This is a genomic window from Klebsiella pneumoniae subsp. pneumoniae HS11286, assembly GCF_000240185.1.
GTDB classification, from domain to species: domain Bacteria; phylum Pseudomonadota; class Gammaproteobacteria; order Enterobacterales; family Enterobacteriaceae; genus Klebsiella; species Klebsiella pneumoniae.
Map to the genome: position 1 here is coordinate 1,543,826 of NC_016845.1, position 16,621 is coordinate 1,560,446.

The 16,621-nt window shown below is 55.2% G+C and carries 18 protein-coding genes; 7 read left to right on the forward strand and 11 right to left on the reverse strand.

Going from position 1 to position 16,621, the window contains the following annotated elements; genetic code table 11:
• The first annotated feature begins 107 nt into the window (after nucleotides 1–107).
• The gene (locus tag KPHS_14830; RefSeq protein ID YP_005225783.1) at nucleotides 108–1,253 is read left to right on the forward strand and encodes a putative aminotransferase; all 1,146 of its coding nucleotides are present in this window, start codon (nucleotides 108–110) and stop codon (nucleotides 1,251–1,253) included.
• Here KPHS_14830 and KPHS_14840 read toward each other — a convergent pair whose 3' ends face one another.
• The 4 genes from KPHS_14840 to KPHS_14870 form a co-directional block, all read right to left on the reverse strand.
• Nucleotides 1,254–1,880, reverse strand: a complete 627-nt coding sequence (locus KPHS_14840; RefSeq protein YP_005225784.1) for a ParB-like nuclease domain-containing protein — start codon at nucleotides 1,878–1,880, stop codon at nucleotides 1,254–1,256. It lies immediately after the preceding gene.
• On the reverse strand, nucleotides 1,865–3,088 hold the full coding sequence (locus tag KPHS_14850) for a DUF3440 domain-containing protein (RefSeq protein YP_005225785.1): 1,224 nt from the start codon (nucleotides 3,086–3,088) through the stop codon (nucleotides 1,865–1,867). The genes KPHS_14840 and KPHS_14850 overlap by 16 nt, the downstream gene beginning before the upstream one ends.
• A gap of 110 nt (nucleotides 3,089–3,198) precedes the next feature.
• The gene (locus KPHS_14860; RefSeq protein ID YP_005225786.1) at nucleotides 3,199–4,131 is read right to left on the reverse strand and encodes a putative LysR-family transcriptional regulator; all 933 of its coding nucleotides are present in this window, start codon (nucleotides 4,129–4,131) and stop codon (nucleotides 3,199–3,201) included.
• A 180-nt stretch (nucleotides 4,132–4,311) separates the two neighbouring features.
• Nucleotides 4,312–5,061, reverse strand: coding sequence for a thiol:disulfide interchange protein DsbG (locus KPHS_14870; protein ID YP_005225787.1), 750 nt, complete (start codon nucleotides 5,059–5,061; stop codon nucleotides 4,312–4,314).
• Between the two features lie 411 nt (nucleotides 5,062–5,472).
• Here KPHS_14870 and KPHS_14880 point away from each other — a divergent pair, with 411 nt between their 5' ends.
• Complete coding sequence (locus tag KPHS_14880) at nucleotides 5,473–6,036, forward strand: alkyl hydroperoxide reductase subunit C (protein ID YP_005225788.1); 564 nt, start codon at nucleotides 5,473–5,475, stop codon at nucleotides 6,034–6,036.
• 187 nt (nucleotides 6,037–6,223) lie between these two features.
• A complete protein-coding gene (locus tag KPHS_14890) occupies nucleotides 6,224–7,789 on the forward strand; it encodes an alkyl hydroperoxide reductase FAD/NAD(P)-binding subunit (protein YP_005225789.1) in 1,566 nt (521 codons plus the stop codon).
• A gap of 76 nt (nucleotides 7,790–7,865) precedes the next feature.
• On the opposite strand, the gene KPHS_14900 is transcribed toward KPHS_14890, so the two are convergent.
• The 4 genes from KPHS_14900 to KPHS_14930 form a co-directional block, all read right to left on the reverse strand.
• Nucleotides 7,866–8,294, reverse strand: a complete 429-nt coding sequence (locus KPHS_14900; RefSeq protein ID YP_005225790.1) for a universal stress protein UspG — start codon at nucleotides 8,292–8,294, stop codon at nucleotides 7,866–7,868.
• A 186-nt stretch (nucleotides 8,295–8,480) separates the two neighbouring features.
• Entirely contained in the window at nucleotides 8,481–8,891 is a 411-nt protein-coding gene (locus tag KPHS_14910; RefSeq protein YP_005225791.1) for a nucleoside diphosphate kinase regulator, read from the reverse strand.
• Between the two features lie 178 nt (nucleotides 8,892–9,069).
• The gene (locus KPHS_14920; RefSeq protein YP_005225792.1) at nucleotides 9,070–9,867 is read right to left on the reverse strand and encodes a ribonuclease T2; all 798 of its coding nucleotides are present in this window, start codon (nucleotides 9,865–9,867) and stop codon (nucleotides 9,070–9,072) included.
• A gap of 92 nt (nucleotides 9,868–9,959) precedes the next feature.
• Entirely contained in the window at nucleotides 9,960–11,333 is a 1,374-nt protein-coding gene (locus KPHS_14930; protein YP_005225793.1) for a DcuC family dicarboxylate transport protein, read from the reverse strand.
• A gap of 281 nt (nucleotides 11,334–11,614) precedes the next feature.
• Here KPHS_14930 and KPHS_14940 point away from each other — a divergent pair, with 281 nt between their 5' ends.
• Together KPHS_14940 and KPHS_14950 are read left to right on the forward strand one after the other, a co-directional pair.
• Nucleotides 11,615–12,190, forward strand: coding sequence for an antimicrobial peptide resistance and lipid A acylation PagP (locus tag KPHS_14940; RefSeq protein ID YP_005225794.1), 576 nt, complete (start codon nucleotides 11,615–11,617; stop codon nucleotides 12,188–12,190).
• 194 nt (nucleotides 12,191–12,384) lie between these two features.
• Nucleotides 12,385–12,594, forward strand: a complete 210-nt coding sequence (locus tag KPHS_14950; RefSeq protein YP_005225795.1) for a cold-shock protein — start codon at nucleotides 12,385–12,387, stop codon at nucleotides 12,592–12,594.
• Between the two features lie 66 nt (nucleotides 12,595–12,660).
• Here KPHS_14950 and KPHS_14960 read toward each other — a convergent pair whose 3' ends face one another.
• Complete coding sequence (locus KPHS_14960; RefSeq protein YP_005225796.1) at nucleotides 12,661–13,044, reverse strand: fluoride efflux transporter CrcB; 384 nt, start codon at nucleotides 13,042–13,044, stop codon at nucleotides 12,661–12,663.
• Between the two features lie 89 nt (nucleotides 13,045–13,133).
• Between KPHS_14960 and KPHS_14970 the strand changes: the two genes are divergently transcribed.
• Together KPHS_14970 and KPHS_14980 are read left to right on the forward strand one after the other, a co-directional pair.
• Nucleotides 13,134–13,922 carry a putative NAD(P)-binding amidase-type enzyme gene (locus tag KPHS_14970; protein YP_005225797.1) on the forward strand — a complete coding sequence of 263 codons (789 nt, stop codon included), beginning with the start codon at nucleotides 13,134–13,136 and terminating at the stop codon, nucleotides 13,920–13,922.
• A 242-nt stretch (nucleotides 13,923–14,164) separates the two neighbouring features.
• Nucleotides 14,165–14,371: a twin arginine translocase protein E gene (locus KPHS_14980; protein YP_005225798.1), complete on the forward strand. Its 207-nt coding sequence runs from the start codon at nucleotides 14,165–14,167 to the stop codon at nucleotides 14,369–14,371.
• Nucleotides 14,372–14,561: 190 nt separating this feature from the next.
• Here KPHS_14980 and KPHS_14990 read toward each other — a convergent pair whose 3' ends face one another.
• Both KPHS_14990 and KPHS_15000 read right to left on the reverse strand, forming a co-directional pair.
• Nucleotides 14,562–15,527: a lipoyl synthase gene (locus KPHS_14990; RefSeq protein ID YP_005225799.1), complete on the reverse strand. Its 966-nt coding sequence runs from the start codon at nucleotides 15,525–15,527 to the stop codon at nucleotides 14,562–14,564.
• Nucleotides 15,528–15,707: 180 nt separating this feature from the next.
• Nucleotides 15,708–16,604, reverse strand: a complete 897-nt coding sequence (locus KPHS_15000; RefSeq protein ID YP_005225800.1) for a putative DNA-binding transcriptional regulator — start codon at nucleotides 16,602–16,604, stop codon at nucleotides 15,708–15,710.
• Nucleotides 16,605–16,621: the final 17 nt, after the last annotated feature.

Consider the following 16,621-nt stretch of genomic DNA (forward strand, 5'->3'; position numbering starts at 1 on the left):
TTAGCATTTAGACGTCTAAGCGTCTTGATTGCCAAATATTAACATCGTGTTATAGTGGCTTCAACAACAGCATTACAATCGGTATAAAAAGAATGAACAATAACCCCTTGATTCCAGAGAGTAAACTTCCTGCGCTCGGCACCACGATTTTTACCCAGATGAGCGCCCTGGCCCAGCAGCATCAGGCCATAAACCTGTCCCAGGGCTTTCCCGATTTTGACGGCCCGCGCTATCTGCAGGAGCGTCTGGCGTACCACGTGGCGCAGGGGGCGAATCAGTACGCCCCAATGACCGGCGTGCCGGCGCTGCGCGAGGCGATCGCCGGGAAGACGGCGGAGCTGTATGGTTACCAGCCCGACGTTAACAGCGAGATCACGGTCACCGCCGGCGCGACGGAGGCCCTGTATGCGGCGATCACCGCCCTGGTGCGCCGCGGCGACGAGGTGATCTGTTTCGATCCCAGCTATGACAGCTACGCCCCTGCGGTGGCGCTGGCCGGCGGCGAGTTACGTCGTATTGCGCTGCAGCCGCCGCATTTTCGCGTCGACTGGCGGCAATTTGCCGCCGCCCTGAGCGAGAAAACCCGGCTGGTGATCCTCAACACCCCGCACAACCCTTCGGCCACCGTCTGGCAGCGCGAGGATTTTGCCGCCCTGTGGCAGGCGATCGCCGAACGCGAGATCTATGTCCTGAGCGATGAAGTCTATGAGCATATCTGCTTTGCCGATGGCGGCCACGCCAGCGTACTGGCGCATCCGCAGCTGCGCGAGCGGGCGGTGGCGGTCTCTTCGTTTGGCAAAACCTTTCATATGACCGGCTGGAAGGTCGGCTACTGCGTGGCCCCGGCGGCCATCAGCGCCGAACTGCGCAAGGTGCACCAGTATCTGACCTTCTCGGTGAATACCCCGGCGCAGCTGGCGATCGCCGACATGCTGCGCGAAGCGCCGGAGCATTATCGTGAGCTGCCGGCGTTTTATCGGGAACGTCGCGATCTGTTTATTGAAGCGCTGCGCCCAAGCCGGCTGGAAATCCTGCCCTGTGAAGGGACCTATTTCCTGCTGGCGGACTACAGCGCCATCTCCGATCTTGACGATGTCAGCTTCTGCCGCTGGTTGACCACTGAGATCGGCGTGGCGGCGATCCCGCTCTCCGTCTTCTGCGCCGATCCGTTCCCGCACAAGCTGATCCGCTTGTGCTTCGCCAAACAGCCGGCGACTCTGCTGGCTGCGGCGGCGCGTTTGTGCCAGCTGTAGTTACTTAATCGTCCACGCCTGGGAGAACTGGCGGCCGGCGAACATCTCTGTCAGGCCGCTAATTTGCTTCAGACGCAGCACTTCATCGGCATCCATCCCCAGCTCTTTGCCGATTTTCTGCGGCGTCCAGCCGAGCTGGGTCAGCTCGCGGACGATCTCTGACATGGCGTGGATTTGGTGGCGACCGCGCGCCCGGTTATGGCGTATGGTCGCTGCCATCAGCCCGTCACGCGAGGCAGCTTCACTCGTCAGGCAGGTCACCGGCAAATAGCCTTTTAGCGTTTTTTTCAGCGCGGCTTTGCTGCAGGCCAGCTCATGGCGGTGAAAACCATCGACAATCGTATACGCCTGTGGGCGTTGCTGGATGACGACGACCGGCTGGGTAAAGCCGTCGGCCTCCAGCGACGTTTGCAGCAGACGCTTCTCCGGCGGCGCCACGTTATTCGGGTTGTAATCGTTGGGGGCGACCAGCTCCTGTTTGACCCACAGCACGCAGTCGACGGGCTGCGAGCGGAAGGGGCTGTAGTGGTGGAGCACCTGGCGAAACGCGTTGATAGCCTCAATGCGCGCCTCGTCATCCAGCTTTTGCAGGTAAGCTTCCAGCGCCTGCGTCAGTTGTTGTTGCATAATATCCCCCATTGTTGGCGATGTTTTTCCATGCGTTTACGGTAGCGCTGATAGTGGCTGCTTTTGGTTGGGCTAAACGAAAGCTGACGGCACCAGTAATCGTTATTGAGCAGTACTTTGCAGACTCGCCGCCAGGATGGGATATCTTTGGTGCCAATGTCCGCAGGTTGGGTATCCGGAATATCCTCCATACCTTTTTTCTGGTACCAGCGCAGGTAGACGGCGATTTTATTGCGGTAGTGCTCGGCGGTGGTTTCCGGCATGCTGTCGAGCAGGAACAGGGCGTAGCTTTTCCACGTCAGGTGGTCGGGCTTGTCGATTTTCCGATGACCGTAGAACTGGTTATCATGCCCGGCATAGACCCCGCCGCTGTGCGCGCCGCTCACTCGCTGGCACATCGCGGCCCAGCGCTCAGGTTCCAGCACGTGATACAGCCACAGCCCCTGGCGCTGCTCGGGACCAAACGGTTCGCAAATGCGCATATAGCGCAGCGGCACCCCGGCCTGATACATCAGATCGTACAACGGGTTATAGGGCTCGCCGCTTTTGGCAAACCAGGTCCAGATATCGGCGGTTTTCCAGTCATAGAGCGGGTAGATGTACCAGGCATGGCCGCCCGGCGCTGAAGTGGTCCATGGTTTATCGTCGGCGAAGCGCTGTTTACGCTGTGAAGAAATCGTCATAAAGCGATTTAGCGATTCGTCGGCGCGAATGCCCACCAGCACGGCGGCGGGACGACGCTGCGAAAACCACTCGGCGAAGTGGCTGACGAAGGCTTCAAAGCTCATTCCGGGTTGATAAAATGAAAAATAGCCCGGGTGGGTAATGGCCCAGGGCGGCGGCTGGCGTACCCACTCGGTTCCGGGCTCCCAGCATTGCCATTGCGGCTTATACTGCGTCAGGGCATTTTGGGTGGTGAGCGGCAGGGCGACCCAGTAAAAGGTTTCGATGACATCCGCATACAGCGCACGCAGTTTTTCACAGTGGGCGATGGTGCAGGAGAACTGCGCTTCCCAGTCAATAAACAACACGCAGATTTTTTTCCCCTGTAACCGCGCCGCCTGGGCGGTTAAATGCAGCATAACGGTGGAGTCTTTTCCCCCGGAAAAAGAGACACAGATGCGCGAAAAATTATCCATGACCCACTGGATCCGCTGCTCAGTTGCTTGCAGCACCGATTCCGGTAAGGGATATTTAATAAACGACATGACCATTAATCCTTTAATAGTAGAAAATTCCCGTTAGCTCAGTATAAACGATGAGGGGTAGGAAATTAATGGTCGATTATTGTTTCTGGCAGCGGGGGAACAGAAGGGCGTTATTCGCTGTGATTAAATTTGGGCCGTGATGCCTCTCGATCATTCATTAATATGGTGATTAATTCAGTTAAAAAATGATTTTGCGAAGATGCATGGTGGTAATTAATGTAGATCGTGATATCCGGAAAAAGATTATCTATGTTGATGGCGTGAAGCTGCATAGTGGGTGAGATAAAGTCATATAAATAGGAAGGCAAAAAGCCAATTAAGTCGGTTTTATTAATCATGTTAAGAATGGTCATAAAAGAGTCGCTGCGAAAGGCAATATTGCGCGGATTCAGCCAGGCGATGCTGCTTTGCTGCACGCGCTGAATAACGGGATCGTTGGTAATATAGTGAGTGAAAAACTCCTGCGCCAGTGACTCTACCGAGGTAAGCGTTTCGCGTCGCGGATGGCCCGCCCGGCAAACCGCCAGCGTCTGCACCGTCTGATAGGGCTGACAGATCGTGGCGCGGTTGGTAATGGGCATGCGGGTGAACACCAGGTCCGCCTGGCGATACGCCAGCAGCTCCTCAGCCGATTCGGTGGTGGTCAGGTTATGGTGCTCAATTTGCAAGTTCGCCTGATGACAGAGCTGGTTAATCATAACGTGGCTATTGACTGAACAGAACAGCGGGGGGCCATATATCACAATACGTTTACGCAGTTCTGAGCGATTATTAAGATTGATGGTTTTTTCCAGCTGCTCCAGATTTTGCTGTAGATGATAATGAAGATTGACGCAGGCGGTGGTGGGCGTCATTCCTTTGCCAACACGAACAAATAGCGGATCGTTTAACTGCTGGCGCAGACGCTGCAACGACTGACTCACCGCTGAGGGGGTGATAAATAACATCGCCGCCGCTTTGCTGATGCTCAAATGTTGATAGATACATTCGAAAATAACCAATAAATTCAAATCGAACTTTTTCAGATCGTAAAGATTTGCCATTAATGCAGTCCTGTTTATTACCGGTGCGGATTATAATATTCTTAATGATAATGTTTTGTGGCTTAATATTTGCGGTGTGAATTTAATTATTGGCAAATACAGTTAAGTTCTGCTTAATATATCTTATCGTCGACGGTGGCGCCAGCGGTCGCTTCCGCCAGGCGCCACTGCGGGATGGAATTACTCTTTTTCACCCATCATAATATGCAGTTTCTCTTTATCCGGTAGGCCGACCACCTGCTGCAGCATATTATCTTTATTCATATAATAAATCGCCGGCGTCACGTTGGCTCCCAGATCGTCCATCAGCTGCTGGTTGACGTTGAGCATTTTCATTTTCTCCGGCGGAATTGCTTTCGGGATCGTCAGAGCCATTTTCCCATTCGATTGCTCGTAATCATGCCAGGTTTTCGCCGGATCGCTGCTGGCGAGAATCGCCGCGGCGGTGGCCGGGCTCTCCGGCTTAATCACCCCCACCAGCAGAGTGCGGATCTGCACTTTACCGGCCTCTACCCAGGGGCGGGATTGCTGCCAGAACTGCTTGCAGTAGGGACAGAAGGGATCGGCAAAGACATACAGCACGATAGGGGCGTCCTTGCGACCATCCTGCAGCCAGTGTGCGCTGGCCATCTTCTTCCACATCTCTTGTCCCGCCGGGGTATAGAGTTCTTTCTGAAACAGCTGCTCGCTGAGGTTGCTGCCGTTCTCATCATACATATAGCCGGAGATCGCGTGTTTACCATCCGGCGTTAGGTAGATGGCGACCCCCATGTCCTGGTATTTGCCCAGCCAGCCTTTCATTCCCCCCGGCGCCTCAAAGGGTTTTATAATGGTAATGCCCTGTTTTTCAATCGCTTTTACCGGAGCGGGGAGTTCCTCCGCATGGCTGCATAACGGCAAAAGGCTGAGTAACAGCAGACGCTTTAACATAAGTATTCCTTGTAAAATCAGCAGGAAAGGGCAAAACGATTGTCGAACCTATCACAGTCATAGGCAAGATCAGCAGAATGACGGATTGCCCTTTGCTGGCGTGGGTGATGTAATCCTGGATGCTGTTACATTAAGGTAATGTAGAGCGCAACACATAGCCAGTCTGACTGGCGCTGAACCTACCCTCGGGTATTTCAGGTAACGGGGCCGCCTGAAAAGGTGGCCTTTTTACTTTTGTCGCGGCAAATGATGCGAAAAACAGCGATTAGCGCTGAACGCGTCGACAGGTTCACAGAGTTGTCTTGTTCCGGTTGTTAGATAACGCTTATTGATTCGATAATGTAAACGCATTGGTCGAGTCAGGAAAAATTCGTTAACTTAGACCTCAACGAAAACACGGAGGAAGTATAGATGTCCTTAATTAACACCAAAATCAAACCGTTCAAAAACCAGGCATTCAAAAATGGTGAATTCATCGAAGTCACCGAGAAAGACACCGAAGGCCGCTGGAGCGTCTTCTTCTTCTATCCGGCTGACTTCACCTTCGTCTGCCCGACCGAACTGGGCGACGTGGCTGACCATTACGAAGAACTGCAGAAGCTGGGCGTAGACGTTTACTCTGTGTCTACCGATACCCACTTCACCCACAAAGCGTGGCACAGCAGCTCTGAAACCATCGCCAAAATCAAATATGCGATGATCGGCGACCCGACTGGCGCCCTGACCCGTAACTTCGACAACATGCGTGAAGATGAAGGTCTGGCTGACCGCGCTACCTTCGTCGTTGACCCGCAGGGTATCATCCAGGCGATCGAAGTTACCGCTGAAGGTATCGGCCGTGATGCGTCTGACCTGCTGCGTAAAATCAAAGCGGCGCAGTACGTTGCTTCTCACCCAGGCGAAGTCTGCCCGGCGAAATGGAAAGAAGGCGAAGCGACGCTGGCTCCTTCTTTAGATCTGGTTGGTAAGATCTAAGTCTGTTTGTGCCCGGCGGCGCTACGCTTGCACGGGCCTACAAGATCGTAGGCCGGGTAAACGGCGTGCCACCCGGCAATCAATGGGCGCTTTCGCGCCCATTTTATTCCAACACCATGATGCAAGCGCATTCAGGCAGCCTGACGAGGCCGCTTGCATGATGATGTTTTAAGCCCAGGAGATAACAATGCTCGACACCAACATGAAAACCCAGCTCAAGGCCTACCTTGAGAAGCTGACCAAGCCTGTTGAGCTGATTGCCACGCTGGATGACAGCGCTAAATCGGCAGAAATCAAGGAACTGTTGGCTGAAATCGCTGAACTGTCAGACAAAGTCACCTTTAAAGAAGACAACACGCTCGCGGTACGTAAGCCCTCGTTCCTGATTACTAACCCAGGTTCCGACCAGGGGCCGCGTTTTGCGGGCTCGCCGCTGGGCCACGAGTTTACCTCGCTGGTGCTGGCGCTGCTGTGGACCGGCGGTCATCCGTCGAAAGAGGCCCAGTCGCTGCTGGAGCAGATCCGCGATATTGATGGCGATTTCGAATTCGAAACCTACTATTCGCTCTCCTGTCATAACTGCCCGGACGTGGTCCAGGCCCTGAACCTGATGGCGGTGCTCAACCCGCGCATCAAACACACGGCGATTGACGGCGGGACCTTCCAGAATGAGATCACCGAGCGTAACGTCATGGGCGTGCCAGCGGTGTTCATGAACGGTCAGGAGTTTGGTCAGGGACGGATGACGCTGACTGAAATCGTCGCCAAAGTGGATACCGGTGCGGAAAAACGCGCAGCGGAAGAGCTGAATCAGCGTGACGCTTACGATGTACTGATCGTTGGCTCCGGCCCGTCCGGCGCGGCGGCGGCGGTCTACTCTGCACGTAAAGGGATTCGTACCGGCCTGATGGGCGAACGCTTCGGCGGTCAGGTGCTGGATACCGTGGATATCGAAAACTATATTTCGGTGCCGAAAACCGAAGGCCAGAAGCTGGCAGGCGCGCTGAAAGCGCACGTCAATGACTATAACGTCGACGTGATCGACTCCCAGAGTGCGACCAAACTGACGCCGGCGGCGACAGAGGGCGGCCTGCATCAGATCGAAACCGCCTCCGGCGCGGTGCTCAAGGCGCGTAGCGTCATCATCGCCACCGGGGCGAAATGGCGCAATATGAACGTGCCGGGCGAAGATCAGTATCGCACCAAGGGCGTGACCTACTGCCCTCACTGCGATGGTCCGCTGTTTAAGGGCAAACGCGTAGCGGTAATCGGCGGCGGGAACTCCGGCGTGGAAGCCGCCATTGACCTGGCGGGCGTCGTAGAGCACGTAACCCTGCTGGAGTTTGCCCCAGAGATGAAAGCCGACCAGGTGTTGCAGGATAAAGTCCGCAGCCTGAAGAATGTCGACATCATTCTTAATGCGCAGACCACGGAAGTGAAAGGCGATGGCAGCAAAGTCACCGGCCTGCAGTATCGTGACCGGGTGAGCGGCGATGAGCATCATATCGCGCTGGCGGGGATCTTCGTCCAGATTGGCCTGCTGCCTAACACCACCTGGCTGGAAGGCGCCGTTGAGCGCAACCGCATGGGTGAGATCATCATCGATGCGAAGTGCGAAACCAACGTCAAAGGCGTGTTCGCCGCGGGCGATTGCACCACCGTGCCGTACAAACAGATTATTATCGCGGCAGGGGAAGGGGCAAAAGCGTCGCTGAGCGCTTTCGACTACCTGATCCGCACGAAAACCGCATAACAAGTCAGACAATAGACCTGCATAACAAAGAGGCTACCCAGGGGTAGCCTCTTTTTTTATACTCTTTTCGTCATTCTTACCTGACGACCATTACCGGGATATGGGCATGGCGGATCACGCTCGAGGCATTGGAGCCGAGCAGGTGGGTACTGATGGAGGGATTGCGTGAGCCAATAACTACCACGTCGGCGTTAATTTCGCTGGCCAGCTCGTTGACCATATCGCGCACGCTGCCAAAACGGACATGTAGCTTGATACGAGACGGGTCAATGCTGAAGTGGCTGACCATCGTCTGCAGGCGAGTCTCCGCCTCATGCTGCAGATGTTCCTCAAACCGCCGCAGGTCGGCGGTAAAACGGCTCATGGTAAAGCTCGCGGAACCCGGTAAGACGTGGAGCAGATGGATCACCCCGTCCTGCTGGGCCAGAAACTCCGCGTGCCGGACGGCTTTATCGCTCAGCGCCATCTCAAAGACATCAACCGGCATAATGATAGTCTTATACATATGCAATCCTCCTTGTTCGTTTGCGTCTATATCAACATATTATATGCGGATATTGTGTCATTCAGGTCGCAAAACTGTCAGCCAGGCAGGCGCAAAGCGTAAAAAAGGGTAAGCGGCGGGAAAACAGCAGAAAGAGGATGTGCGGACATCCTCTGAATAAAGCGCGAAACGCCTCAGGCAGCGGGATTAGCGGTGGAATTCGCCAGCGGCTTCCGGCTGGTACAATAGCTCCAGCACTTCCAGGTGCGTCGATGCGCCGCCCGGCAGCTCCCAGTGAATGGTGCTGCCGACTTTCAGGCCCAGCAGCGCGGCGCCCACCGGCGCGAGGACGGAGAGCTGGCTGGCGCTGTCGGTCACCTGTGACGGAAACACCAGCGTCCGCACGCGCTCTTCGCCGCTGGTTAAATCGCGGAATTTTACCCTGCTATTCATGGTGACGACATCATGCGGCATCGCTTCCGGGGCCAGCATTTGCGCGCGGTCGAGTTCCTCATTCAGGGCATCGGCAACCGGTGAGTTGGCGAAAGCCGGCTGCTCCAGCAGCCTGTCGATACGTTCGGCATCCAGTTCATTAATGATGATTGCGGGTCTGGTCATTGCATACTCCATGTTATCCAGGAACCTGTCCGTAAAAGAAAACCCTCGCCGAAAGGGGCAAGGGTTAAGGTCCTACCATCATACTGAGAGTTGCCGGCAGTTTGAAGTGATGAAACGCACATTCAGCGTGCAACACCATCCGGCGGACGGTGTTTTCCAATCAGCATCCCGCTTTACGCTAGTGGCCAACCTTATCGAGGATAAACTGTGCGCCGCAGTTACCCGGGTGAGGCTGGGGCAGAAAAGCGGAAGTGGCCAGCGGGGCGTTGATGGTCGCGGCGTTGAGCGAGATTTGCATCTCCGTCAGATAGGCCGGATTACCGTTGCAGGTTAGCTTAAACGCCTTTACGCTCTGCGGACCCCAGGCGCGGGCCACGGCGGCGTCGAAGTCGGCGCGGCTGACCGTTTGGCCATAGTGCTTCGCGAGAAAATCCCCCACCGGGCTGCGCTTAATTTCACCGTTTAGTCGCACCATGGCGCCAAAGTAGCTGTCGGGATCGAAGCCGAAGCAGACGCCATGTTTGGCATATTCGTAGCGTTCCAGGCAGGAGGTGCCGCCCGATCCCGGCATCACATTATTAAGTTTATTGGCCATCTCCAGCGACAGTCCGGTCTCCGCCGCCTGGCATTTGCGGTTCGCTTTTACCTCCGGCATGTTGGGCACCGGACGCGTGGCGCAGCCGTAGCGCATCCAGCGACGTTCATCCACTCCGCGCGCGGCAATGGACTTTGGCAGCCCGGGCCACAGGCCATGCACGGTCAGAAAGTCGGCTTTATTCGCGGTGTCCTGCTGCAGGCGACACTCTTCCGGTTCGTTGCGATTGCGGTCATACATGCTCTGACAGAATCCGGTTTGCCAGGAGAGGGCAAGGACGTAGCGGTCAAAATCAGCGTATCGCATCGCGGTGAGCGGTTCAGCACCGGCCTGAGTGGCGGTAAGCACAAGGGCAATCGCGGCGAAATCCTTCCTGAACATTTTTATTCCTGATTATGGATGGCAAAAGATAACGGGGAGTTATTAAAGCATAAAAAAGGCGCCCGCTGGCGCCTTTTCGCGTGGTTAGACCATTAGTGGAGCGCGCTGCCGGGCACCAGGATTTCAGTAGCAACGATCACCACCAGCAGGCCAACGAGCACCGGCACTGAGGTGCGCTTGACCACTTCGAATGGGGAAATCTTCGCCATCCCGGCAACGGCGACCACCACCCCGGAGACGGGCGATATCGTGCGGCCGAGGTTAGAAGCCTGCAGCATCGGAATCGACAGGTAGGCCGGATTGATGCCGGAGGAGTGCGCCAGCTTGGGGATCATCTCAACGAAGGCGTAGAACGGGGCATTACCGGAACCGGTGGTCATCGCCGCCAGCATGGTCAGGATCACCAGCACCAGCATCAGAATAATGCTGGCCGAGCCGAAGGAGGTGGCGATTGAGATCAGACCGTTGATAAAGCCGATAGTGCTTAACCCCTGGGCAAAGACGCCGGCGGCAACCAACAGCATCACTACGCCGGCGAAGGCGTCGGCCATTCCACGGTAGGCGACTTCCAGCCCGCTAAAGACGTTTTTGGTGTTGAAACCGCGCAGGAACTCGAGGATCGCCGCCAGCAGCATGCAGCCAACGAGGATGGTGATAATGTGCAGCTCCGGCCCCCATTTACCGTCAAAGATCAGCACGCCGATGATCGGGGTAAACGGCAGAATGGCATACAGCGCCGGGGCGGTGGTGGTGATGTCGTTGACATCGAGCATCTCGTGAGAAATGTGCTCTTTTTTATCCAGATAGCGCTGCCAGAAAAAGTGGGCGATCGCCATGCAGATAATAGCCGCGATGGAGATCGGCAGCGTGGTTTTAAAAGCAAAGTCGATCAGCGGCATTTCAGCGGCTTTGGCCGCCAGGACGACGTCACCCGAGGTTGGCGAGAGGATAATCGCCGCCGGTGAGGCGCAGATGGCGGCGGCGGCCCCGCGGCTGATACCGACATTCACCATTACCGGGAACAGCGTCGCCACCAGTAGTACGCCAAGGCCGGTCGCGGAGGAGACGGCCAGCGACATCAGGCAGGCGACAAAATAGGCGGCAATCATCAGCAGATAGGGCGAATTAATATAGCGCAACGGCTTCGACGCTAATTTGACCACCATATCATTGGCGCCAATATGGGTCATATAGGTGGCGAAGCCGCACAGCATCATGATCATCATGCCCAGATCGCCGCCGCGGCTCATGAGTAGAATCTTAATGTATTCAATAATATCGGTAGCGGAATAGCCGGTGCTCGCGGTATTACCCGGTAACACTTTATGTCCCAGCAGGGCGCTGACGATCAGTAAGATTAAGCCTCCGACGAACAGCACCCCGGTGGCCGAGTAGCCTTTAATGATATAGCGGGCTACGCCCACAATGACCACGATCCCTATCAGGATCTCAATAAACGTCAGCATTTATTACCCCTAAACCCAAAGAATATGTAGCTAAAAAGCACCACACCAAATTTTAATGTGCGAATGTGCCGAAAAAACGGACAAAACTCGCTGATGCAAATCAATAAAGCGATAAGAACTACACGTCCCCCGTCACGCCTGGATATAATCACCAGATGGATAGTTAAGCCGTTCTGATGGACAGCGGGCGAAAATCAGGAGTTTGCCTTATTTCGTTCAACCTGTATTGAGATTATCTTTGCTATTTTAGGTGGCTTTTAAATCAAAGTGGTAATAGAAAAGTGTTGATGTTACGTCGTTTTTCATTGTTTTCTCTTGGTTTTTTAGGATGGTTATTGGTGTCCGGAAACGCCAGCGCGTCGTTTTCATCGACCCTTAGCGAAGGTTACCATACCTTAAGTAATAACGTAGCGCAGACCTGGAATGAGCCGGAGCACTATGATTTGTACGTTCCAGCCATCACCTGGCATGCGCGCTTTGCCTATGACAAGGAAAAAACCGATAAGTATAACGAACGTCCGTGGGGGGCAGGTTTCGGCGTCTCGCGCTGGGATGAGAAAGGGAACTGGCATGGCCTGTACCTGATGGCGTTTAAAGACTCTTTTAATAAGTGGGAGCCCATCGGCGGCTACGGCTGGGAGAAAACCTGGCGCCCGCTGACGGACCAGAATTTCCACCTCGGCCTTGGCTATACCCTCGGCGTCACGGCGCGCGATAACTGGAACTACATCCCGATCCCGGTGATCTTGCCATTGGCGTCAATAGGTTACGGTCCGGCAACTTTCCAGATGACCTATATTCCCGGCACCTACAATAACGGTAACGTTTACTTCGCCTGGGCGCGCATCCAGTTTTAATTCGCTAAGTCTTAGCAATAAATGAGATAAGCGGAAGGTCTTGTGCAAAAACAAGGACTAAAGCGTTACCCACTAAAAAAGATAGCGACTTTTATCACTTTTTAGCAAAGTTGCACTGGACAAAAGGTACCACAATTGGTGTACTGATACCCGACACAGCATTAGTGTCGATTTTTCATATAAAGGTAATTTTGATGTCTAAGATTAAAGGTAACGTTAAGTGGTTTAATGAGTCCAAAGGATTCGGTTTCATTACTCCGGAAGATGGCAGCAAAGATGTATTCGTACACTTCTCTGCAATCCAGTCCAACGGTTTCAAAACTCTGGCTGAAGGTCAGCGCGTAGAGTTCGAAATCACTAACGGTGCCAAAGGCCCTTCTGCTGCAAACGTCATCGCTCTGTAAGCAACGCGTCAGTAGAATATAAAAACCCGCTAATAAGCGGGTTTTTTTTGCCTGTCTCCTTCGCTTTTAGCGGCTGGCCGCCTGCGAGAAAAGCCAGAAGGCGACCGCCGTCATCGCAAACGAACCCAGCAAATTCACCGCGACGTTGAGCAGCGCCCAGCTTACCCGGCCCTGCTGCAGGAGAAACACCACTTCCGCAGAAAAGGTGGAGAACGTGGTCAGGCCGCCGCAGAAACCGGTGGTAATCAGCAGTTTCCACATCGGGTCAATCCCGGTCAGACGATTAAACCACGCCAGCCCGGCGCCAATCACAAAGGCGCCTAACAGGTTGGCCGTTAGAGTCCCAATCGGGATAGCATGGTGCACAGGATTGAGCTTCATGCCGAGCCACCAGCGCAATACGCTGCCGGTGCCGCCGCCAATAAAAACGGCGCAAAGAAGTTGAAACACGGTCGTTTCCTGCTATTTGATGTAAGAGAGTGTCAAGTGTAGCGCGCATCGGGCGCGATTGGCTATCCATAACCTGACGGGAGAAGAACATGCGGGTAGCGGCAGGACAATTTGCCGTCACGCCAGTATGGCGGACGAATGCGCAAACCTGTGTGGCGATGATGCAGCAGGCGGAGCGAGAAGGGGCGGCGCTGCTGGTGCTGCCGGAGGCGTTGCTGGCGCGGGATGACAACGACCCGGATCTGTCAGTTAAATCGGCCCAGCCGCTGGATGGCGCATTTTTGCAGCCGCTGTTGGCCGAGAGCAGGCGTAACAGCCTGACCACGGTCCTGACGCTCCATGTGCCGTCAGGGGAGGGGAGAGCGACCAACACGTTGGTGGTATTGCGGGAAGGCGCAGTGATTGCCCATTATCATAAACTTCATCTATATGACGCCTTCGCGATGCAGGAGTCCCGGCGGGTGGATCCCGGTCAGCAGATCCCGCCGGTGATTGAGGTGGCGGGATTACGCGTTGGCCTGATGACCTGCTACGATCTTCGCTTTCCGGAACTGGCGCTTTCGTTGGCCCTGAATGGGGCACAGCTGCTGGTGCTGCCCGCTGCATGGGTGAAAGGGCCGCAGAAAGAGCATCACTGGGCGACGCTGCTGGCGGCACGCGCTCTCGATACTACCTGCTATATCGTGGCGGCAGGCGAATGCGGAACGCGCAATATCGGGCTGAGCCGCATCGTCGATCCGCTGGGGACCACTCTGGCGGGGGCCGGGAGCGAGCCGCAGCTGATCTTTGCCGATCTCTCAGCGGATGACCTTGCGCGCGTTCGCGAGCGTTTGCCAGTGCTGCGGAACCGACGATTTGCGCCACCGCAATTATTATGACGTTTTTTTAAACAAGGCTTGATTCACCTTGTTACAGATTGCTATTGTGTCCGCGCGTCAAATACCCGTATTGTTTATCCCAATAATTCGCTGTGCACGTCAGGATGGACATCTCAGCGCTCACTCCCGGAGGGGAGGCTATGGGCCGAAACACGCAGCCCACGCACAGGTGGATTACAATAGGACGGATAAATGCGTGTATGATGGCGTATTCGCAGCTTGTATAGAGAAGAAGGTTAGCTATGGGTGAGATTAGTATTACCAAACTGCTGGTAGTCGCAGCACTGATTATCTTAGTGTTTGGTACCAAGAAATTACGTACGCTGGGCGGCGACCTGGGGTCGGCTATCAAGGGCTTTAAAAAAGCCATGAACGAAGATGACGATAGCGCGAAGAAAACCACCGCAGAAGAAGAAGCGCCGGCGCAGAAGCTCTCTCATAAAGAGTAATTCTCCGGCTGCGTCCCCTGACGGGATGCTGGCGGTACGGCGAAGAGGCCGCGACGTTTATCGTTGCGGCCTTTGTCGTTTTTGTCGACGCCGCGGAGAAAAGATGCAACTAACTGTTACGGACAGGCGAAACGGATGAAGCGGAGAGAGCCGCTGCGCCGAAAAGGCGCGCAGCGGCGGAAGCGGTGGGTTATTTAACTTCCATCCCTTTAGCCTGCAGGTCGGCATGATAGGAAGAGCGGACGAAGGGACCGCAGGCGGCGTGGGTGAAGCCCATCGCCATCGCTTCCGCTTTCATCTCTTCAAACTCTTCCGGGCTGACGTAGCGCTGCACCGGCAGGTGGTGACGGCTCGGCTGCAGATACTGGCCTAACGTCAGCATGGTGACGCCATGGCGACGCAGGTCGCGCATTACTTCGATGATCTCGTCGTTGGTTTCGCCCAGACCTACCATCAGGCCGGATTTCGTCGGGATCTCCGGGTGCGCTTCTTTAAAACGCTCCAGCAGCTTCAGCGACCAGTTGTAATCCGCGCCCGGACGTACCTGACGATAAAGACGGGGCACGTTTTCGAGGTTATGGTTGAAGACATCCGGCGGGGTCACCGTCAGAATATCAAGTGCGCGATCCATGCGGCCGCGGAAATCCGGAACCAGCGTTTCGATCTTAATCGACGGGTTTTTCTCGCGAATGGCGCTGATGCAGTCGGCAAAATGCTGTGCGCCGCCATCACGCAGGTCGTCACGGTCTACCGAGGTGACTACGACATAGCGCAGACCCATATCGGCGATAGTTTGCGCCAGCTTTTGTGGCTCGTTTGCATCTGGCGCGACCGGGCGTCCATGCGCGACGTCGCAGAACGGGCAACGGCGGGTACAGATCGCGCCGAGGATCATAAAGGTCGCGGTACCGTGGTTGAAGCATTCTGCAAGGTTCGGGCAGGAGGCCTCTTCGCACACAGAGTGCAGGCCGTTCTTACGCATCGCTGCTTTGATTCCCTGGATACGGGACGAGTCTGCCGGAAGTTTGATTTTCATCCATTCCGGTTTTCTGAGCAGAGCTTCACGCTCAGTTGCCACGTTTTTCACCGGGATAAGGGCCATTTTATCGGCGTCGCGGTACTTAACACCGCGTTCCATCACAATGGGTTTACTCATAGCGTGCGTGTTCCAGTTGCGAGTCACGAAGGAAAGCGAATTAATTCAATGAAATGTTGCAATTATCAACTATTTTTGAATCAAGAGCAGGCAGTATACCATTGAAAAGGGGCAGAAAGCAGCCTGCCTGCCCGGCAAATTGTAAAATAGTTGTTGTTTTATCCTTTTCCCTTCCGTGCGCTACGCCTTAAACGAGCGGATCACCGTCTCGATGATCTCTTTCAGCAATGGCTCTTTCCCGCTCAGCTTATTAAAGTGCAGCGCAACGTCAATCTGCTCTTCACCGAGGGAAGGGAAATCCAGGGTCTGCAGCGGCCAGAGACGGGACACCATGGCGAACAGGCGTTCGGTGGTCAGACCCAGCATATCGCTCCCGGCGATCATCGCCGCCTGGGTCATCAGGTTAAAGGTGCTAAAGCCGCAGCGGCGCTCGCCCATCTCTTCCTGTAGTCGGCGATGGAGGGTGGGGTAGCGCTGGCCTTCCGGCAGCAGCAGCGCAAATTCGTACTCCGCGAGGGTCGTTTCATCCTGCGGACCGTCCAGCGCGGGATGCCCTGCGCGGCAGTACATCTGTACCCGATCCTGATACAGCACATGATGGCTTATCGCCTGGCCGCTGTGCAGGTGGGTATCAATGAGCAGATCCACCTGGCGCTGGTCAAGCTGCCGCGCGGCGTCGACGATGGCGATATTGTGCAACAGGATCTGCGGAAAGGTCGGCTTCAGCGCGCTGGCCAGGCCAGGCATCAGCAGCGCTCCCATCGCTGGCGTAGTGGCGATAGTGATCACCCGCTGCTGGTGCGGGCTACCGGTGATATCCAGCGCGCTGAGGAAAGCTTCCATGCCGCGGCTGATGTATTGATGAAGATGGGTGGCATAGGCGGTGGGGGTAACGCCCTGTCCTTTGCGGATAAATAGCGGATCGGGGAACAGCGCCCGCAGTTTGTTAATTGACTGGCTAATCGCCGACGGTGTGATATTGAGTATTTTCGCGGCGTTGACGATACCTTTATGCACGTATACCGCTTCAAAGATGGTCAACAGATTGAGGTCAATATTACGCAGGATGCGAAACATTTGACGATCGTAACGTT

Excerpts from the sequence above, each read along its gene's own strand:
- KPHS_14950 (YP_005225795.1), top strand. The coding sequence starts at position 12,385 with ATGTCTAAGATTAAAGGTAACGTTAAGTGGTTTAATGAGTCCAAAGGA.
- KPHS_14880 (YP_005225788.1), top strand. The coding sequence starts at position 5,473 with ATGTCCTTAATTAACACCAAAATCAAACCGTTCAAAAACCAGGCATTC.
- KPHS_14890 (YP_005225789.1), top strand. The coding sequence starts at position 6,224 with ATGCTCGACACCAACATGAAAACCCAGCTCAAGGCCTACCTTGAGAAG.
- KPHS_14980 (YP_005225798.1), top strand. The coding sequence starts at position 14,165 with ATGGGTGAGATTAGTATTACCAAACTGCTGGTAGTCGCAGCACTGATT.
- KPHS_14930 (YP_005225793.1), bottom strand. The coding sequence starts at position 11,333 with ATGCTGACGTTTATTGAGATCCTGATAGGGATCGTGGTCATTGTGGGC.
- KPHS_14920 (YP_005225792.1), bottom strand. The coding sequence starts at position 9,867 with ATGTTCAGGAAGGATTTCGCCGCGATTGCCCTTGTGCTTACCGCCACT.
- KPHS_14840 (YP_005225784.1), bottom strand. The coding sequence starts at position 1,880 with ATGCAACAACAACTGACGCAGGCGCTGGAAGCTTACCTGCAAAAGCTG.
- KPHS_14870 (YP_005225787.1), bottom strand. The coding sequence starts at position 5,061 with ATGTTAAAGCGTCTGCTGTTACTCAGCCTTTTGCCGTTATGCAGCCAT.
- KPHS_14970 (YP_005225797.1), top strand. The coding sequence starts at position 13,134 with ATGCGGGTAGCGGCAGGACAATTTGCCGTCACGCCAGTATGGCGGACG.
- KPHS_14860 (YP_005225786.1), bottom strand. The coding sequence starts at position 4,131 with ATGGCAAATCTTTACGATCTGAAAAAGTTCGATTTGAATTTATTGGTT.
- KPHS_14910 (YP_005225791.1), bottom strand. The coding sequence starts at position 8,891 with ATGACCAGACCCGCAATCATCATTAATGAACTGGATGCCGAACGTATC.
- KPHS_14990 (YP_005225799.1), bottom strand. The coding sequence starts at position 15,527 with ATGAGTAAACCCATTGTGATGGAACGCGGTGTTAAGTACCGCGACGCC.
- KPHS_14900 (YP_005225790.1), bottom strand. The coding sequence starts at position 8,294 with ATGTATAAGACTATCATTATGCCGGTTGATGTCTTTGAGATGGCGCTG.
- KPHS_15000 (YP_005225800.1), bottom strand. The coding sequence starts at position 16,604 with ATGTTTCGCATCCTGCGTAATATTGACCTCAATCTGTTGACCATCTTT.
- KPHS_14850 (YP_005225785.1), bottom strand. The coding sequence starts at position 3,088 with ATGTCGTTTATTAAATATCCCTTACCGGAATCGGTGCTGCAAGCAACT.